The sequence below is a fragment of the Rubrimonas sp. genome (assembly GCF_036788415.1).
In the GTDB taxonomy this organism is placed as follows: Bacteria; Pseudomonadota; Alphaproteobacteria; order Rhodobacterales; family Rhodobacteraceae; genus Rubrimonas.
Genome location: NZ_DAIQNN010000064.1, coordinates 1,587 through 18,638, shown reverse-complemented (window position 1 = coordinate 18,638; position 17,052 = coordinate 1,587). Strand labels below are relative to the sequence as shown.

17 protein-coding genes and 1 pseudogene are annotated in these 17,052 nt (G+C 70.6%); 11 read left to right on the top strand and 7 right to left on the bottom strand.

The features are described 5' to 3' along the window. Together V7Q31_RS13465 and V7Q31_RS13460 are read left to right on the top strand one after the other, a co-directional pair. A pseudogene (locus V7Q31_RS13465) lies at positions 1-373 on the top strand (phosphotriesterase-related protein); the annotation flags it as partial. Next, entirely contained in the window at positions 370-1,137 is a 768-nt protein-coding gene (locus tag V7Q31_RS13460; protein WP_333834382.1) for a glutamine amidotransferase, read from the top strand. The pseudogene V7Q31_RS13465 and the gene V7Q31_RS13460, both read left to right, overlap by 4 nt. A gap of 111 nt (positions 1,138-1,248) precedes the next feature. Here the strand turns inward: V7Q31_RS13460 and V7Q31_RS13455 are convergent, their stop codons facing one another. From V7Q31_RS13455 to V7Q31_RS13425, 7 genes are all read right to left on the bottom strand, one after another. Then, positions 1,249-2,046: an amino acid ABC transporter ATP-binding protein gene (locus tag V7Q31_RS13455; RefSeq protein WP_333834381.1), complete on the bottom strand. Its 798-nt coding sequence runs from the start codon at positions 2,044-2,046 to the stop codon at positions 1,249-1,251. Continuing rightward, positions 2,043-2,825, bottom strand: coding sequence for an amino acid ABC transporter permease (locus tag V7Q31_RS13450; RefSeq protein ID WP_333834380.1), 783 nt, complete (start codon positions 2,823-2,825; stop codon positions 2,043-2,045). The genes V7Q31_RS13455 and V7Q31_RS13450 overlap by 4 nt, the downstream gene beginning before the upstream one ends. 1 nt (position 2,826) lies before the next feature. Beyond that, positions 2,827-3,642: an ABC transporter substrate-binding protein gene (locus tag V7Q31_RS13445; RefSeq protein WP_333834379.1), complete on the bottom strand. Its 816-nt coding sequence runs from the start codon at positions 3,640-3,642 to the stop codon at positions 2,827-2,829. Positions 3,643-3,730: 88 nt separating this feature from the next. Then, positions 3,731-4,378, bottom strand: a complete 648-nt coding sequence (locus V7Q31_RS13440; RefSeq protein WP_333834378.1) for an HAD family hydrolase — start codon at positions 4,376-4,378, stop codon at positions 3,731-3,733. Then, positions 4,375-5,874: an FGGY-family carbohydrate kinase gene (locus V7Q31_RS13435; RefSeq protein ID WP_333834377.1), complete on the bottom strand. Its 1,500-nt coding sequence runs from the start codon at positions 5,872-5,874 to the stop codon at positions 4,375-4,377. The genes V7Q31_RS13440 and V7Q31_RS13435 overlap by 4 nt, the downstream gene beginning before the upstream one ends. Before the next feature lie 2 nt (positions 5,875-5,876). After that, the gene (locus V7Q31_RS13430; RefSeq protein WP_333834376.1) at positions 5,877-6,677 is read right to left on the bottom strand and encodes a BtpA/SgcQ family protein; all 801 of its coding nucleotides are present in this window, start codon (positions 6,675-6,677) and stop codon (positions 5,877-5,879) included. An 82-nt stretch (positions 6,678-6,759) separates the two neighbouring features. After that, positions 6,760-7,518, bottom strand: coding sequence for an SDR family NAD(P)-dependent oxidoreductase (locus V7Q31_RS13425; protein ID WP_333834375.1), 759 nt, complete (start codon positions 7,516-7,518; stop codon positions 6,760-6,762). Between the two features lie 166 nt (positions 7,519-7,684). Here V7Q31_RS13425 and V7Q31_RS13420 point away from each other — a divergent pair, with 166 nt between their 5' ends. The 9 genes from V7Q31_RS13420 to V7Q31_RS13380 all read left to right on the top strand — a co-directional run. Next, a complete protein-coding gene (locus V7Q31_RS13420; RefSeq protein ID WP_333834374.1) occupies positions 7,685-8,467 on the top strand; it encodes a DeoR/GlpR family DNA-binding transcription regulator in 783 nt (260 codons plus the stop codon). Between the two features lie 69 nt (positions 8,468-8,536). Beyond that, the gene (locus V7Q31_RS13415) at positions 8,537-9,751 is read left to right on the top strand and encodes an ABC transporter substrate-binding protein (RefSeq protein WP_333834373.1); all 1,215 of its coding nucleotides are present in this window, start codon (positions 8,537-8,539) and stop codon (positions 9,749-9,751) included. Positions 9,752-9,760: 9 nt separating this feature from the next. Beyond that, positions 9,761-10,603 carry a carbohydrate ABC transporter permease gene (locus V7Q31_RS13410; RefSeq protein WP_333834372.1) on the top strand — a complete coding sequence of 281 codons (843 nt, stop codon included), beginning with the start codon at positions 9,761-9,763 and terminating at the stop codon, positions 10,601-10,603. After that, positions 10,600-11,403, top strand: a complete 804-nt coding sequence (locus tag V7Q31_RS13405; protein ID WP_333834371.1) for a carbohydrate ABC transporter permease — start codon at positions 10,600-10,602, stop codon at positions 11,401-11,403. The genes V7Q31_RS13410 and V7Q31_RS13405 overlap by 4 nt, the downstream gene beginning before the upstream one ends. Next, positions 11,400-12,518 carry an ABC transporter ATP-binding protein gene (locus tag V7Q31_RS13400; protein ID WP_333834370.1) on the top strand — a complete coding sequence of 373 codons (1,119 nt, stop codon included), beginning with the start codon at positions 11,400-11,402 and terminating at the stop codon, positions 12,516-12,518. Before V7Q31_RS13405 ends, V7Q31_RS13400 begins: the two co-directional genes overlap by 4 nt. A gap of 398 nt (positions 12,519-12,916) precedes the next feature. Further along, entirely contained in the window at positions 12,917-13,951 is a 1,035-nt protein-coding gene (locus V7Q31_RS13395) for a TRAP transporter substrate-binding protein (protein WP_333834369.1), read from the top strand. Positions 13,952-13,958: 7 nt separating this feature from the next. Then, positions 13,959-14,540: a TRAP transporter small permease subunit gene (locus tag V7Q31_RS13390; protein ID WP_333834368.1), complete on the top strand. Its 582-nt coding sequence runs from the start codon at positions 13,959-13,961 to the stop codon at positions 14,538-14,540. A gap of 3 nt (positions 14,541-14,543) precedes the next feature. Then, positions 14,544-15,842 (top strand): TRAP transporter large permease, encoded by a 1,299-nt coding sequence (locus V7Q31_RS13385; protein ID WP_333834367.1) that lies wholly within the window; start codon positions 14,544-14,546, stop codon positions 15,840-15,842. Then, a partial coding sequence (locus V7Q31_RS13380) for an amidohydrolase family protein (protein WP_333834366.1) occupies positions 15,818-17,052 on the top strand: 1,235 nt, incomplete at its 3' end. The genes V7Q31_RS13385 and V7Q31_RS13380, both read left to right, overlap by 25 nt.

Here is a 17,052-nt window from a genome sequence, read left to right as displayed (position 1 = left end):
CCACATGAACCCGAGCTTCGACGACCCCGACTACCAGATCGCCTGCGCGCAGCGCGGGGCGTTCATCGAGTACGACATGGTCGGCATGGGCTACCACTATGCCGACCAGGGCGTGCAGTGCCCGAGCGACGCGCAGACCGCCGCCGCGATCGTCCGGCTGGTGGAGGCGGGCGTCGGCGACCAGCTGCTGCTGTCGCAGGACGTGTTTCTGAAGATGATGCTCACGCGATACGGCGGCGACGGCTATGCCTTCGTGCTGCGCCACTACGTCCCCCGCCTGCGCCGCGCCGGCGCGTCCGAGGCGGCCATCCGCGCCATGTTGGTGGACAACCCCCGCGCCCTTTTCCACGCCCAGACGGAGACCGACCGATGACGCTGAAGATCCTGCTTGCCGGCGAAAGCTGGGTGAGCGCCGCAACGCACTTCAAGGGCTTCGACCAGTTCGGCTCGGTCACCTTCCACCTCGGCGCCGAACCGCTTGTCGCGGCGCTGGAGGCTGCGGGGTTCGAGGTGCGGTACATGCCCGCGCACGAATGCGCGACTAGCTTTCCCGACACTCTGGAGGCGCTGCAGGCGTGGGACGTGATCGTGCTGTCCGATCTCGGGGCGAACACCCTTCTGCTGCCGCCGTCGGTCTGGCTGCACGGGCAACCGGCGCCCAACAGGGTTCGTCTGTTGGGGGACTACGTGACCGCAGGCGGCGGGCTGGCGATGATCGGCGGCTACTTCAGCTTCCAGGGCATCAACGGCGCCGCCCGCTGGCGCGGCACGGCGGTGGAGGCGGCGTTGCCGGTGAACTGTCTGCCCTATGACGACCGGGTCGAGACGCCGGAGGGCTTTTCGGCGGTGATCGATGCGCCGGACCATCCGGTTCTGGAGGGCCTTGTCGGCGCTGCGTGGCCGGTTCTGCTCGGATTGAATGAGGTCACGCTGAAGCCGGACGCGATGTTGCTGGCCAGCGCGCCGGCCGATCAGGGTGGACATCCGCTGCTGGCGGTGCGCGATCACGGCGCAGGCCGGACGCTTGCCTGGGCGTCCGATCTCGGTCCGCACTGGGCGCCGCAACCCTTCGTCGACTGGCCGGGCTACGGCCGCTTCTGGAGCCAGGCGATGCGATGGTTGGCCGGCCCGAGATGAGGGTCGGAGGGTCGCTCACCCATCGGCGCGCTCCTGCAGCACGCTACACCGAAGGCGTGCGCCACCTTTCTCGTCAACGCGGGCTCCGCTGCCGTAAGAAGTGGCAATGCTCTAGCGCTCGACCGACGCGATGAAGCGCATGACGCGCTCGTCAGTGGCGGCGGTGAAGAAAGTCTCCGCCTCGCCCACAAATCCGATCCGCCCGCCGTCCATGAACGCCACCCGATGCGCGACGCGCCTGGCGAAGCCCATCTCGTGCGTCACGACGATCATCGTCATGCCGCTGGCGGCTAGCTCTGCCATCACCGACAGCACTTCGCCGGTCGTCTCGGGGTCGAGCGCGCTCGTCGGCTCGTCGAAGAGCATCAGCGCCGGCTGCATGGCGAGCGCCCGCGCGATGGCCGCGCGCTGTTGCTGGCCCCCCGACAGCTTCAGCGGATAGGCGTCGAGCTTCGCGCCGAGCCCGACACGCTCCAGCAGGGCCGCCGCGCGGTCCACGGCCTCCCGCCGCGGCAGGCCCTGGACGCGGATCGGCCCTTCGGTCACGTTCTCCAGCACCGTCATGTGCCAGAACAGGTTGAACTGCTGGAACACCATGCCGACGCGCTGGCGCTGGCGGGTGATCTCCCGCGTCGGCAGCGGCCGCAACCGGCCGGCCTCCTCTCGGTAGCCGACGAGTTCGCCGCCGACGCGGATGCGACCCTCGTCATAGGTCTCCAGGCTGTTGATGCAGCGCAGGAAGGTGCTCTTGCCCGAGCCCGAGGGGCCGACGATCGCCAACACTTCGCCGCGATCCACGGTCATGTCGACGCCGTGTAGTACCTGCAGCCGCCCGAAGCGTTTACCGACGCCCTGGGCCGACAGCAGCGGCCCCGAAGACGGCGCGCCGGTGAGCAACGCCCCCGTCATCGCCGCGCCGCCGGCTCGCCGCCGCCGCCCAGCGCCGCGATCAGCCGCTCCCGCAACGTGGGCGGCCGCTCGTCGGCCTCATGCGCGCGCAGCCGCGTCTCGATCAGCGCCTGGATCACGTTCCAGACGGTCGTCAGGGTCAGGTATGTGAGCGCGACCGCCACCAGCAGCTCGAAGGTCTTGAAGGTCGTGGCCGACAGGCTCTCGGTGATGAGGAAGATCTCCTGCACCCCGATCACGCTCGCCAGCGAGGTCGTCTTCAGCATTTGGTTGAAGTCGTTGCCCAGCGGCGGGACGATGACCCGGGACGCCTGGGGCAGCGTGATGCGCGTCGTGATCTGCATGGGCGTCATGCCGATCGACTTCGCCGCCTCGATCTGGCCTTTGCCCACCGCCTGAACGCCGTTACGTACGATCTCGGCCATATAGGCGCCCTCGTGCACGGCCAACGCCACGACGGCCGCCTGGAACGACGCGGTCAGGGTGACGCCGAGGACCGACATGTCCGCGAAGCGCCACCAGCCCGCCGCGGCCAGCCCCGAGAAGAAAAACACCAACAGCACCAGCACGGGCACGCCGCGGATAAGCCAGATGTAGAACGCGCAGGCGAAGCGGATCAGCCGCAAGCGCGACAGCCGGCCGAACCCGACCACGATCCCGATCGCGAGGCCCAAGGCCATGGCGAGCACCGCCATGGCGATCGTCCGGCCGAGCGCCATCAGATAGGCGTCGCCCGGATCGACGATGCGCTGGACGAAATATGCCCAGTCGAAGCTCATCTCAGAGCTCGGAGCCCTGCATCGAGTATTTCTCGATGAGCGCCGCATAGGTCCCGTCCGCGACCACCGCCTCGAACGCCGCGGTCATGGCCGCCGTCAGGGCGTCTTGGCCCTTGTCGATCCCGATGCCCGTGCCGATCAGGCCGAAGGGTTCGCCGGCGAAGCGGAACTGGTCCGGCTGCAGGCCGACATAGTAGGCGGCGGCGGTCATTGTCGTACCCACAAGGTCAAGCTGGCCGGTGGAGAGCAGCCGGAAGGTGTCCGTCGTGGTCGGCAGCACCACGAGGTCAATCTCCGCCTGGCCCCGTCCGCGCAGGCGCATGTTCGCCTCTTCCGCCAGATTGTGGATGGTGGTGCCGTTCGGGACGCCCACCTTGACGCCCGACAGCGCGTCGAGGTCTTCTGGCGAAGCGTCGTTGTCCGTGCGGCTGACGAGGCGCTGGCCGGTGTTCGAGAAGGGGATCATGTCGATGATCTCCAGCCGCTCCTCGCGGATGAACAGCTCCTGCATCAGCGCGTCGCACTGGCCGGCCTGAAGCGCCGGGATCAACCCGACGAAGCGCAACTGCGTCCACTCCACCCGCAGCCCCATCCGCTCGGCGATGGCCTCGCCCAACTCGACCTCGAAGCCCGTGGGGCGCACCTGGTCGTCGAAGAAGGCGCGCGGAGGATTGTCCAGCGTCGCGCAGTAAGTGATGTAGCCGCGCTCGGCGAGCGCCGGCGGCGGCGCGATGGTGGCCTGCGCCGACGCGCCGCCTGCGTTCAGGGACAAGGTTAGGGCGGCGGCTCCGGCCGCCGCGGTCAGCATCGATCTCATGCGAACTCCTTCCCGTTGAAGCCGGAGGTCTGCGCCCCCGGTAGGCTGGCGCGGCGCGGACGCGCCCCGCGAGAGTGGTCGGGCCGTCTCACGCCGCCCCGCAGGCAATGCGCGCCCGGATGACGTCCGCCGCCTCGGCGAGCGCGCGGACCACCGTCAGCCGGGCGCCTGGCTCCGCCACGGGCGCGACGGCGATGGTTTCGCAGCCGGCGGAGAGCGCGCTGGCAGCGCCCGGGGCGCTGTCCTCGACCGCGATCATGCGTCTTGTCGCGATGCCGAGACGCCCGGCGGCGCACAGGTAAGGCGCAGGGTCCGGCTTGGGCCGCGAGACGTCCTCCAGCGCCACGACGCAGCGCAGCAGCGCGCGGACGCCGAGGGCGTCGCGGTTGGCCTCGGCCACCGCGCAATGCGAATTCGACACCGCCGCCTGCGCGACGCCGCACGCCGCGATTCCGCCAAGCGCCTCGCGCGCGCCCGGCGCATGCACGGCGCCCGCGATCTCGGCGACATAGGCGGCATTGACGAGGCGCGCGAACGCCGCCCCGTCGATGCCTCTGAACCGAGGCGCGACCGCGGTCCAGACATCCGGCAGCGCGACGCCCACGAAGGCGTCGTCCGTCCAGCCTGACAGGTCGGCCCCGTGCTCCGCCGCGACGCGCAGCAGGGCCCGCAGGTGGATCGGCTCGCTGTCGATCAGCGTCCCGCCCGCGTCCCAGGCTACGGCGAGGGGCCTCACGCCGCCGCTCCGTCCATACCGCGCAGCCGTTCGTAGGTCTCGCGGAACCGCCGGTAGCCCGCCTCGTGGACGGTCGCGGCGGCGGCGTCGGGCCGCACGGTCTCCCCGTGGCGCACGAAGCGCGCGACCCCGCCCCAGTCGTCCGACAGACCCGCCCCGATCGCCGCGGTCCAGGCCGCGCCGAGACAGGAGCCGGGATGGCCCTCCAGCAGCGCGATCTCCGCCTGCAGGATGTTCGCGACCGCCTGCATCCACACGCGCGAGCGCGCGCCGCCGTCAGAGGCGATGAAGCGGCGGGCGGGACAGCCCATCTCGCGCAGGACCTCCACATGGTGCCGGAAGGCGTAGCCGTAGCCCTCCAGCAAGGCCCGCCAGAGATGGCCGAGACCGTGGCTGAGGCTGAGCCCGCTGACCACGCCGCGCGCGTTCACGTCATGCAGCGGCGTCTTCTCTCCCAGGAAGTAGGGCACGATCATCACGCCGTCCGCGCCGGGCGAAACCTCCGCCGCCAGCCGGTCGAGCGCGGCATGGATCGTCTCGCCCTCCCGCCGCGGCGCCCCGGCCCCGAACGCATCCGCAAACCAGTTGAGCGCCACCCCGCCCGTCGCCATGCAGCCGTTGGGCATCCAGAGGCCGGGAACGAGGTGGTGATCGAGAAACATCCGCGGATCGGGCGCGTAGCGCGCCGCCGCGGTCAGGATGTCCGCCGCGCCGCCGAACTTCAGCAGCACGTCGCCCGGCTCCAGCACGCCCGCCGCATAGGCCGACGCCACATGATCGGCGGCGCCGCCCATGACGAGGGTTCCCGCGGCGAGGCCTGTCGCCGCCGCCGCGGCCGCTGTCACGCGGCCATGGGCCTCGTCCGACCGCACCAGCGGCGGAATCGTGTCGCGCTCCAGCCCGCCCAGGGCGATCAGATCGTCGGCGGGCGTCCCCGCCTCCGCATCCAGAAAGCCTGCTTCGAGGGCCCAGTTGCGCTCGGCGCGGCGCTCGCCGGTCAGGCGGTGGTTCACATAGTCGTAGGAGCCAAAGACCGTGGCGACGCGGGCGAAGACCTCCGGCTCGCAGCGCGCCACCCAGCGCAGCTTCGCGGCCACGAGCTGCTGGTTGATCCCGTTTCCCACCCGCGCGCAGAAAGCGGCCTCGTCCAGCTCGGCCCGCAGCGCCGCCACCTCCCGCCCGCAGCGGCCGTCCGACTGCTGGATGGCGGGCCGCAGGACGCGCCCCTCAGCGTCCAGCAGCACGACCGCGGGCAGCATCCCGGTCACCGCCACGGCGCGCACCGCGCCGGGCGCGAGCCCCGACGCGGCCAGCATCTCCCGCGTCACGGCGCAGACGTTGTCCCACCATTGCGCCGGATCCTCCTCGGCCCAGCCCGGTCTTGGCGCGCTGAGGGTGGTGGGGCGGGCGGCGTGGGCCAGCGTCTCGCCTGCGGCGGTGATCGTCACCCCGATGGTCGACGTGGTGCCGATGTCGAGGCCGATCACCGCGTGCATGGTCAGCGCAACCCGTTCACGAGGTCCATGAAGCGGCGGACGCGGTCGGGGTCGACGGGGTTCCACGTGTTTCCGTCGACCTTGAAGTGGGTGCCGATGACGCAGCCGTCGGCCAGCCGCATGACCTCGGCCACGTTATCGATGGTGACGCCGGTGTTGGCGAGGACGGGAACGGGGCGCACAGCCTCGGCGACCGCGGCCAGATCGCTCATCTCGGCCGGCTGGCCGGTGATCGGGCCCGACACCAGCACCGCGTCGGCCAGCGAGGAGAACACCGCGCTGCGCGCGCGCAGGCCGATCTCGCGGCGGTCGAGGCTGTGGGCGAACTCGGCGTTGATGTTGAACATCAGCTTCAGGTCGGGCCGCCCCAGCGTGGCGCGCAGGCGCACCGCCGCCGCCGCGTCGGGCGTCCAGAGGCCCATGTCGGAGGCGAAGACCCCTGTGAAGATCTCGCGCACGAAGGCGGCCCCCGTCGCGACGGCGATCGCCACCGAGGCCGCCGGGTCCCACAGGTAGTTGACGCCGAAGGGCACCCGCAGCGCCGGCTTCACCGCCGCCACCACGGCGGTCATCGCCGCAACGCTCTCCGGGGTGGCCTTCGTCAGATAGGGCCGGTCGTTCTCGTTGCCGAACATGATGGCGTCCACGCCGCCGTCCTGCAGCCGCGCCACGTCCGCCGCCACGCCATCGATCAGCGCGGCCATGCCGCCCGCCGCGTCGTGGAGCGGCGCGCCGGGCAGCGCCCCGATATGGGCCATCGCGACCACGACCTTGCGGCGGCCTTCGAAACAGGGAAACGGCATGGTTCGAACTCTCCTTGCAGGCGGCCCCCGGCCGCCCCCCCCTCTGGTCTCTGGCCGGCGCCCCCCGCCGGCCGCCGCGCGGTCACGTCATGTAGACGCCGCCCGTCACGTTGATCGCCTGCCCCGTCATGAACCGCGCCCCGTCCGACGCGAGGAACGTCACCACGTCCGCCACGTCCTCCGGCGTCTCCAGTCGCCCGAGCGGCGTCTGGTCGACATAGGATTGCAGCACCGCCTCGGGCGTCCGGCCCAGCAGCTGCGCCTCCCAGCGGATCTCGCGATCCTGCATGGGCGTCTTCACGAAGCCCGGGCATACGGCGTTGACCCGGACGCCGTGCGGCGCCAGCTCGCGCGCCAGCGCCTGGGTCCAGCCGACGACGGCGAACTTGCTGGCCGAGTAATGGGCCAGCAGCGGCGCGCCCACCTTCGCGGCCAGCGACGCCGTGTTGACGATCGCCGCCCGTCGCCCTGCTGCAAGCGTCCGCCGCGCCATGATCTGGTTGGTCAGGAAGACGCCGCGCGCGTTGACCGCGAAATTGAACTCCCAGTCTTCATCGGTCAGGTCCACCGCCCGGGCCATCGTGGAGACGCCGGCGTTGGCGTGCAGCACGTCGATGGGGCCGAGCTGCGCCTCGACCTCGGCGAAGGCCGCCTCGACCGAGCCGCGATCCGTCACGTCCACGCGGACCGCAACCGCCCCCGGCAGCGCCGCCGCCGCCGTCGCCGCGCCCCTCTCGTCGATGTCGCCGACCGCGACGCGGTCGCCGAGGCGGGCGAAGGCCGCGGCCGAGGCCAGGCCGATGCCGTTGGCCCCGCCCGTCACGAAGACCGTCCTGCCCATCGCGCCGTCCCTTTCTCAGGCCCTTTCGCCGAGCATCCCCCAGAAAGTTTGCTTGTGCAACATTCGTGATCGTTTCCGCAAAATTCCGTTGACAGGGCCACGCACCCCGCGTGTGATCCAGTCCATGGCGAGCGGTCCCCACGCACATCTGATCAGGCGCGCGAGCGTGCGCCCCTCCGCGGCGGCCCGACGCGACCGCATCGCGCTGGAACTCTCGCAGCAGGGTTATGTCTCCGGTTGCGCGCTCGCGGAGATGTTCGGCGTGTCCGAAATGACGATCCGCCGCGACCTGGACGCCTTGGCCGAGCAGGGAAAGCTGCGCCGCTCCCATGGCGGCGCGGTGGGACTGGGAGCGGGGCGGCTGGACATGGTCGAGCCGGACATGGCCGAGCGCATCCGCCGCAACAGCGCCGGGAAGGCCCGCATCGGCGCCTACGCCGCGACGACGCTCACGCGGGGCGCCTTTGTCGCGCTCGATATCGGCTCGACCACGCTCTGCCTTGCGCATGCGCTGATCGGCCAGAATGTGCGCTTTCTAACATGCAGCTTGAAGATCGCCGCCCTGCTCGGGGCCGCGGGCGAGACGGTGGTGACCCCGGGGGGTGCGGTTCAGGGGTCGGAGCCGTCGCTCGTCGGCGCGATGACCCGCCGCCACATCGAGACGTTCCACTTCGACGTCGTGTTCATCGGCGCCTCCGGCGTCGCCGCGACGGGGTTGTTCGACTATTCGCTCGACGACGCCGAGATCAAACGCGCCCTCATCGAGCGCGCCGCCCGCGTCGTCGCCCTCCTCGACAGCTCCAAGTTCGAAAGGCTCTCGGTCGCGAAGGTCTGCCCCCTCGCAGCCCTCGACGCCCTCATCACCGACGCGCCCCCACCCCAACCCCTCGCAGACGCCCTCGCCGACGCAGGCGTCCACGTCACCTTAGCAACCGAAGAAATGGCCTGAGCCGGCGACGCCGCACGACAATCAGGCCGCCGCCAGCTCGCGGCGGCGCAACCTGCAAGGAGCCTGACGATGAAACATGCGATCGCGATAGCAGCCGGTCTTGCGGCGGGAGCCGCGGGAGCGACCCAACTCACGGTGATCGTCGAGGAGGTGCCGGACTACGACATCGTGCGCGCCCTGAGCGCAGACTTCGCGCAGGAGCATCCCGGAATCGAGGTCGTCTTCGAGGCGATGCCCTTCGATGCGATGCGCGACCGGATCATCACCTCGGCGCTGGCGCCGACCGCGACCTACGACGTCATCATCGTCGACAACCCCTGGATGGAGGAGTTCGCGCGGGCGGGCTATCTGGAGCCGCTGCGGGCGCGCATCGAGGGAACGCCCGGCTATGACTATGACGACTTCTTTACCCCCCTCGCGGCCATCGGCGAGGTCGAGGGCGAAATCTATGGCGTTCCCTACTACAACTATGCGCTCGGCCTTATCGTCCGGCAGGATTTGATTGAGGCCGCCGGCCTCGCGGCCCCGGACTCGCTCGCGGCCTTCATGGCGCTGGCGCGCAGCCTGACCACGGACGACATGCGGGGGATCGCGATGCAGCCGCAGCGCGGCTACAAGATCATGGAGGAGTGGACGAACTGGCTGTTCGCAAGCGGCGGCGCCCTGTTTGCCGAAGACGGCTCGGTGGTGGTCGACTCGCCGGAGGCGGTGGCCGCTCTCGAGGCCTACATCGAAACCCACCGCGCTGCCGCGCCGGCCAACTCGCTCAACTGGGGCTTCGACGAGGCGCTACGCTCGGTCGCCTCGGGCGGATCGGCGATGATGCTCAGCTACAACTGGATGTTGCCGACCCTCAACGCGCCGGACGGCCCTGCCGGCGATCTCGCCGGGTCTTTCCGGCTGCACCCCGTGCCCGGCCGCAAGGCGGTCCTTGGCGCCTGGCACTGGGCCATCGCCGCCAACGCCGCCGACAAGGACGCCGCATGGGCGTTCATCTCGTGGCTCACCGCGCCGGATACCGACCGCGCGCGCGTGATCGCCGGCGGCGCCCCCACGCGCGAGAGCGTGACGCGCGATCCCGACGTCTGGGCCCAGGGCTTCGGCGAGGACTATTACGCAACGGTCGCCGAGATCCTGGCGACGGCGCAACCGCTGGCCACGGGCGTCGCCGCCGAGGAGATCATCGAGATCGTCGGGACGGAGCTCAGCGAGGCGGTCTCCGGCGCCAAGTCGCCGGCCGACGCGCTCGCCGACGCGCGCCGGCGCGTCGAACGCGTCCGCTGAGGTCGAACGGTGCGGTTCGCCAGCCTCATGCTCGCGCCCCTCGCGGCGCTGCTGCTGGCGACCCTCGCCTGGCCGATCCTGTTCTCGGGCTGGATCTCGCTCCACGACTGGCGTCTGACCCGGCTCGACGACGTGCGTTTCCTCGGCTTGGAGAACTTCGAGCATGTGTTGGGTGACGGCGCATTCTGGAACGCGCTGCGCAACACGGGCGTCTTCGTCGGCCTCGCCGTGTCGCTGGAGCTCCTGCTCGGCCTCGCCCTCGCGGTGCATCTGCGCCGCTTCGGGGTCGTCCGGAGGGTTGCGCAGGCGCTGCTGCTGGCGCCGATGTTCGTCACGCCCATCGCCGTCGGCCTGACCTTCCGCTTCATGATGAACGCCGAATTCGGCGTCATCCCCTGGCTGCTGTCGCCGATCGCGACCGTCGACTGGTTCGGGCGCGACATGGCGCTGTTCAGCCTGGTGCTGATCGACGTCTGGCAGTGGACGCCCTTCATGCTGCTCATGTTCCTCGCGGGGCTGGAGGCCCTGCCGAAGGCGCCGTTCGAGGCTGCCCGGGTCGACGGCGCCGGGCCATGGCTCACCTTCCGGGCGCTGACGCTGCCGATGCTGCGTCCTGTCATCGTGGTGGCGGTGGTGATCCGGGCGCTCGACGCCTTCAAGGTGTTCGAATATGTCTTCGCCATCACGCGCGGCGGCCCCGGCGTCGCGACGGAGACGATGCAGTTCCACATCTATCAGGTTGGCTTCCGCTTCTTCCGGATGGGTGAAGCAGCGGCGGCCGCCTTCCTGCTCGCCGCTATTTTGCTGCTGGGCGTGGCCGCCTTCGTGGCGGCGGCGCGGCGGTCGCGATGAGGCCGCCCGGCGCGGTCGGCTGGACGGTTCTCGCCGCCGCGACGGCGGTCGCGCTTTTCCCGTTCTTCTGGATGGCGCTGACCTCGCTGAAACCCGTTTCGCTGGTCGCCTCGCCCGACGTGTGGATCTTCGCCCCGACGCTGGAAAACTGGCGTGCGGTGATCGGCGGATCTCAGACGCCCCGCGCCATCCTGAACAGCGCGCTTGTCGGCGTTGCGACGGTGGCGATCGCGCTGCTGGTCGCCTGCCCCGGCGCCTACGCGATCTCGCGATTCAAGGCCTCCGCCACCACGAGGCTCGCCGTCATCGCCGCCGAGCTTATCCCGCCGTCGATCCTGATCGTGCCGCTGTTCCTCGCCTTCCATCGGCTTGGGCTGAACGGCACGCTGCCGGCCCTCGTCGTCGCCCACCTGACCTTCGTCGCGCCGATCGTCACATGGTTCCTCATAGGCTTTTTCGACGAGGTTCCCCGGGCGCTGGAGGAGCAGGCGATGATCGACGGCTGCACCCGGGCCCAGGCCTTCCGCCGCGTGGTGCTGCCGGCCGTCGCTCCCGGCGTCGGGGCGGCGGCCATCTTCGGCTTCGTGCTGTCGTGGAACGACCTGTTCTATGCGCTGATCCTGACCGGCGGCGCGAACCGCACGCTTCCGGTGACAGTCGCCGGCTTCTCCACATTTCGCGGCGTGGACATGGGGGGGATGGCCGTCGCCGTCCTTGTCGCCATGGCGCCTGTCCTCGTCGCGTCGTTCTGGGTCCAGTCGCGTCTGATCCGGGGCATGGGCGGGGGCGTGAAGGGATGAGCGGCCCGACTTGCGGACTGGCGCGCGGGGCTCGGCTGGAGGGGCTGCACAAGCGGACCGGGTCGACGGAGATCCTCAAGGGGCTCGACCTGGAGTTCCTGGCCGGGGAGTTCACCGTGCTGCTGGGTCCCTCGGGCTGCGGCAAGTCCACGACCCTGCGCATCATCGCCGGCCTGGAGCGGCAGAGCGAGGGCCGCGTCTTCATCGGCGACCGGGACGTCTCGGACCTCGAGCCGCGCGAGCGCGACGTCGCGATGGTGTTCCAGAGCTACGCGCTCTATCCGACCATGACGGTGGCGCAGAACATCGGTTTCGGCTTGCGGGCGCGCGGGGCCCCGCGCCGCGAGGCAGCGGAACGCGTCCGCGAGACGGCGGCGCTGCTCGGGCTCGAAGCGCTGCTCAAGCGGATGCCCTCGGAGCTTTCGGGCGGCCAGCAACAGCGCGTCGCCATCGGCCGGGCGATTGTTCGTCGACCAGCTCTCTTTCTGTTCGACGAGCCGCTGAGCAACCTCGACGCCCGGCTTCGCGTCCGGATGCGCGGAGAGCTGATGCTGCTCCACCGCGCCATAGGCGCGACGACGATCCTCGTCACCCATGACCAGGAGGAGGCGCTGAGCATGGCCGACCGGATCATCGTGATGGACGGCGGCCGGGTGGCGCAGGTCGGCGCGCCGTCCGAGGTGTTCCGCAAGCCCGCGACGGCCATGGTCGCCGACTTCATAGGCAGCCCGGCAATGAACCTCATGAAGGCCTTTGCCGCGCCGGACCGCATCGAGACGCCGCTGGGCGCCGTCGCGCTGCGCGCGCCCGGCGCCGGATCGGTCCAGGCCGGCTTCCGCCCGGACGACGTTCTGGCGGGGGAGGAGCATCCGGCGACGGGGCCCTGTCTGCGCTATTGCGGAACGATCGAACTGACGGAGCTTCTCGGGCCCCGCGCCATCCTGACGCTGCGGACCGGCGATACGCTGACGCGCGTCGTCGTTCCGGAAGGGCGCCTCGCCGCCCTTGCGCGGGGCGGTCGGCTCGAGGTCGCTGTCCCCTATTCGAAGCTTCATTTCTTCGACGGCGTCGCCGCGACGCGGATCGAGCCGACCTTCGCGGACAGGCAGTCATGAAGGTCCGGTCGAACCTCGGCGCCCACGGATGGATCACCCGATGACTGGGCGCGACGTCGTGCGGGGACATGCGGGCTCCCGCACGACCGCATCGGGAAGATTAACGCTGACGCAGGCGACAGGACAACGCCGCAGGATGTCACCGACGCGCCCCCATCTTCACCCCTCCCTGACACGCCGCGGGCGTCACCGTCGCCGTCGCGACCAGCCCGACCGCATGACCGCCCGAGCTGTCGCAAGCCCCGTCTGCCCCGCAGGTTTGATCGCCCTCGCGGCGCCGCACGGCCCCATGGCCGTAAAATCGGGCAAGTCCGCCCGCCGCGGCGTTTCTCGCATCACGACATTGACAGCTTCGTGAAGCGCAGCGCTGTCTCACGCCGAACAATCTGGAGGATCAAATGCCCGCCCTGTTCCGAACCGCCCTCGCGCTGACGCTCGCCGCCGGCGCCGTCCAGGCCCAGACCCCCGTGCGCTGGCTCAGCCAGTCGCAGGCCGCCAGCTCGCAATACCCGGTCGAGGCCGCGTCCATCGAGGCGCTCGGGGCGGCCGGCTTCCGTGTGGACCGCAGCGAGTTCCAGGCGCTGGGCATCAACATGGCCGACGGCCTGCGGCTGATCCGCTCCGGCGCGTTCGACGTCGCCTCGATCCAGGTCGGCCTCGTCGCGAGCGACGACCCGTTCCTGGAGGGGATCGACCTGATCGGCGTGTCGACCGACGTCGACGCGCTGCGCGAGTCGGTGGACGCCTACCGCGCCGTCTTCGCCGCCCGGCTGGAGGAGCGCTTCGACGTCATCCCCGTGGCGCTGTGGCCCTTCGGCGGCCAGATCTTCTTCTGCGCCGAGCCCATCGCCACGCTGGCGGACATGCAGGGCAAGAAGGTCCGCTCCTTCACCGCCTCCATGTCGGCGATGCTGGAGCGGCTGGGCGCGAGCCCAGTAACGCTCGCCTTCCCGGAGGTCTATCCCGCCCTCCAGCGCGGCGTGGCGAGCTGCGGCATCACGTCGGCGACCTCGGCCAACACCGGCAAGTGGCCTGAGGTCACGACCCATGTGCTGCCGCTGTCGGTCTCCGGCTCCGTGCAGGCGCATGTCGTCAACGCCTCCTGGTGGCGCGGCCTGACCGATGAGCAGCGCACGGACCTCTCCGCCGAGTTCGCGGCGCTGGAGGACGCGCTTTGGGCGCTCGCGGCCACCACCAATGACATGGCGCTGTCCTGCACCACCGGCGGCGCCTGCGACAGCCCGATCTACGGCGCCTATGGCCTGACGCTGGTCGAGCTCGCCGACAGCGACTTCGACACGCTGCGCGCCATCGCCGAGGAGGTGGTCCTGACCGACTGGGCCACGCGCTGCGAACGGGTCTATGCGGGCTGCGCCGGCGTCTGGAACGACACCGTGGGCGCCGTCCGCGGCATGTCCGCTCCGACCAACTGAGGGCGCGATGGGCAGGGGAGCGCTCAAGGGACTGGAGGTCGGGGCGACCGGGCTGGCCTTCGTCGCCGGGCTCGGCGTGCTCGCGCTCGCCCTGCTCATCGGCTTCGACGTCGTGGCGCGCAAGCTGTTCGGCTACTCGGTGCAGGGCACCGACGAGCTGGGCGGCTATGCGCTGGCGATGGTGGGCTCGCTCGGCATGGCGCATGTGCTGTGCGAGCGCGCCTTCACGCGCATCGACCTGCTGGTGCGCCGGTTGCCGGCCGGCGCGCAGGGCCTCGCCCATGTCGCGGCCTACTGGGCGCTCGCCGGCATGGTGCTGTTCATGGCGTGGCGCGGCTGGCTGACGCTGGCCGACACGCTGACCTTCCAGTCCCGCGCCAACACGCCGTTGCAGACGCCCCTCTGGATCCCGCAGGGGCTGTGGGTGGCGGGACTGGCCTATTTCGCGCTGGCCGCGGTCGTCCACGCCCTGCGCGCCGCGCTGCTGTTCGCCACCGCGCCCGGGCGCATCTCCGTCGAATACGGCGGCGCGAGCGTGGAGGAGGAACTGGAGGCCTTCACGACCGACCGCGCCGACGGCAGGGCCTGAGCATTGGCCAGCATCGAGACCATCGCCGGGGGCTTTCTCGCCATGCTCGCGCTGCTGGCGCTGGGCCTTCCGATCGCGACGGCGCTGTTCCTGACCGCGGCGCTGGCGGCCTGGTGGTTTTTCGGCGACGCCATGTTCCGCCCCTTCGGCACGCTGATGTGGGGCACGCTCAACAACTTCCTGCTGGTGGCGATCCCGCTCTACGTCCTGATGGGCGAGATCCTCGTGCGCGGCCGCGTGACGGAGCGGATGTATGTCGCGCTGGACGACTGGTTGCGACGATTGCCCGGCGGGCTGCTGCACACCAACATCGCCGCCTCGACCGTGTTCGCCTCGATCTCCGGCTCCTCGGTGGCGACAGCGGCCACCATCGGCACGGTCGCCTTTCCGGCCTTCCGCGGCAAGGGCTACGCCGAACGCTGGGTGCTGGGCACGGTCGCGAGCGGGGCGACGCTCGGCATCCTGATCCCGCCCTCGATCAACCTCATCATCTACGGCGCGCTGACCAACACCTCGATCGGCCAGCTTTTCCTTGCAGGCGTCCTGCCCGGCCTGCTGCTCGCGCTGCTGTTCATGGGCATGGTCGTGGTCGCCAGCCTCCTGAACCCCGCCATGAGCGGCCGCTCCGAGCCCGCCCCCATGGCCGAGCGCCTGCGCCGGCTTCGCGACCTGCTGCCGCCGCTGTTCATCTTCGCCCTCGTCATGGGCAGCATCTATGGCGGCTGGGCCACGCCGACCGAAGCCGCGGGTCTGGGCGTGACGGCTGCGCTGGGGCTCGTGGCCGCCAACGGCGACCTGCGCTGGCCGATGCTCCAGGCCAGCCTGCTCAGCACCGTGCGCGTCACCGCGATCACGCTGCTGATCCTGATCGCGGCGTTCTACCTCAACTTCGTCGTCGGCATCCTCGGCGTGCCGGGGCAGGTCTCCCGCGCGATGGCCTCGGTGAACGTCGCGCCGTGGCAGATGGTGGTGCTGCTGGTGCTGTTCTACGTCGCGCTCGGCTGCTTTCTCGACTCGCTCGCCATGATGATCGCGACAATCCCCATTGTGTTCCCCGTCGTCGCCGCCATCGGTTACGATCCGCTGTGGTTCGGCATCTTCCTCGTCATCATGTGCGAGATCGCGCTGATCACGCCGCCCGTCGGCATGAACCTCTACGTCGTGCAGGCGGTGCGCGGGCGCGGCGACGTCGGCGACGTGGTGCGCGGCGTCCTGCCGTTCCTCGCCTGCTTCTGCCTGCTTCTGGTCGTCATGACCGCCTTTCCGGAGTTCGTCACGTGGCTTCCCCGAACCCTGTTCTGAGCGGCCCTGTCACCGCCATCCGCCGCGCCGCCTGGATCGTCGGCTGGGACGCGGCGGCGGGCGCCCACGTCTACCGCCGCAACGGCGACGTCGCGTGGGCCGGCGACCGTCTGGTCACGGTCGGCGGGCGGCACGAGGGGCCCGTGGCGCACGAGATCGACGGCGCCGACCGCCTCGTGATCCCCGGCCTGATCGACGTCCACTGCCACCCGACGCAGACGCCCATCTTCCGCGGCTTCGTCGAGGAGTTCGGCAACCCGCGCCTGTTCTACAGCTCGCGCCAGCACTTCCGGCAGAGCTTCCTGCAGGACCACGCCGCGCAGCTCGCCTCCGCCCGCTACGGCCTCGCGGAACTGGCCGCCTGCGGCGCGACTTCGATCGTGGACCTCAGCCACGCCTATCGCGGCTGGCTGCCGCTGCTGGCCGAGAGCGGCCTGCGCGTCTGGGCCGCACCGATGTTCCGCTCCGCGCGCTGGTGGACCGACACCGGTCACGAGATCAAGTACGACTGGGCCGACGACATGGGGGCCAGCGCCTTCGAGGAGGCGCAGGCGGTCATGGACGAGGCCGAGGCGCATCCCTGCGGCCGTCTCTCCGCGCTGGTGACGCCCGCGCAGGTGGACACCTGCACGCCGGAGCTGCTGGTGGCCGCAGCGGAACTCGCCCGCCGGACGGGCCGCTCGCTGCATACCCACGGCGCCCAGAGCTACCCGGAGTTCAACGGGATGCTGCGCCGCCATGACAAGACCCCCATCGAATACCTGCACGGACTGGGCTTTCTCGGCCCGCGCACGATCATCGGCCACGCCGTGTTCACCGATGAACACCCGTGGCTCAACTGGCCGCGGCGACGCGACCTAGCGCTTCTCGCCGAGACCGGGGCAAGCGTTGCGCACTGCCCCACCGTCTTCGCCCGCGACGCGAGCATGATGCACCACCTCGGCGCCTACATGGACGCGGGCGTCAACATCGCCATCGGGACCGACACCCACCCCCAGAACATGATCGAGGAAATGCGGACCGCCGAGACCATCGCCCGTCTGGCCGCAGGCCCGCGCCACACCTGCTCCACCGCCCGCGTGTTCCACGCCGCCACGATCGGCGCCGCGCGGCTGCTGGGGCGCGAGGACATCGGCCGGCTCGCGCCGGGCGCCAAGGCCGATATCGTGGTCTGCGACCTGACGGAGCCGAACATGGTTCCCCTGCGCGA

What these genes read in the sequence shown, in the direction of transcription:
- V7Q31_RS13460 (WP_333834382.1), top strand. Translation starts at nt 370, where the DNA reads ATGACGCTGAAGATCCTGCTTGCCGGCGAAAGCTGGGTGAGCGCCGCA.
- V7Q31_RS13455 (WP_333834381.1), bottom strand. Translation starts at nt 2,046, where the DNA reads ATGACGGGGGCGTTGCTCACCGGCGCGCCGTCTTCGGGGCCGCTGCTG.
- V7Q31_RS13450 (WP_333834380.1), bottom strand. Translation starts at nt 2,825, where the DNA reads ATGAGCTTCGACTGGGCATATTTCGTCCAGCGCATCGTCGATCCGGGC.
- V7Q31_RS13445 (WP_333834379.1), bottom strand. Translation starts at nt 3,642, where the DNA reads ATGAGATCGATGCTGACCGCGGCGGCCGGAGCCGCCGCCCTAACCTTG.
- V7Q31_RS13435 (WP_333834377.1), bottom strand. Translation starts at nt 5,874, where the DNA reads ATGCACGCGGTGATCGGCCTCGACATCGGCACCACGTCGACCATCGGG.
- V7Q31_RS13430 (WP_333834376.1), bottom strand. Translation starts at nt 6,677, where the DNA reads ATGCCGTTTCCCTGTTTCGAAGGCCGCCGCAAGGTCGTGGTCGCGATG.
- V7Q31_RS13425 (WP_333834375.1), bottom strand. Translation starts at nt 7,518, where the DNA reads ATGGGCAGGACGGTCTTCGTGACGGGCGGGGCCAACGGCATCGGCCTG.
- V7Q31_RS13415 (WP_333834373.1), top strand. Translation starts at nt 8,537, where the DNA reads ATGAAACATGCGATCGCGATAGCAGCCGGTCTTGCGGCGGGAGCCGCG.
- V7Q31_RS13405 (WP_333834371.1), top strand. Translation starts at nt 10,600, where the DNA reads ATGAGGCCGCCCGGCGCGGTCGGCTGGACGGTTCTCGCCGCCGCGACG.
- V7Q31_RS13400 (WP_333834370.1), top strand. Translation starts at nt 11,400, where the DNA reads ATGAGCGGCCCGACTTGCGGACTGGCGCGCGGGGCTCGGCTGGAGGGG.
- V7Q31_RS13395 (WP_333834369.1), top strand. Translation starts at nt 12,917, where the DNA reads ATGCCCGCCCTGTTCCGAACCGCCCTCGCGCTGACGCTCGCCGCCGGC.
- V7Q31_RS13390 (WP_333834368.1), top strand. Translation starts at nt 13,959, where the DNA reads ATGGGCAGGGGAGCGCTCAAGGGACTGGAGGTCGGGGCGACCGGGCTG.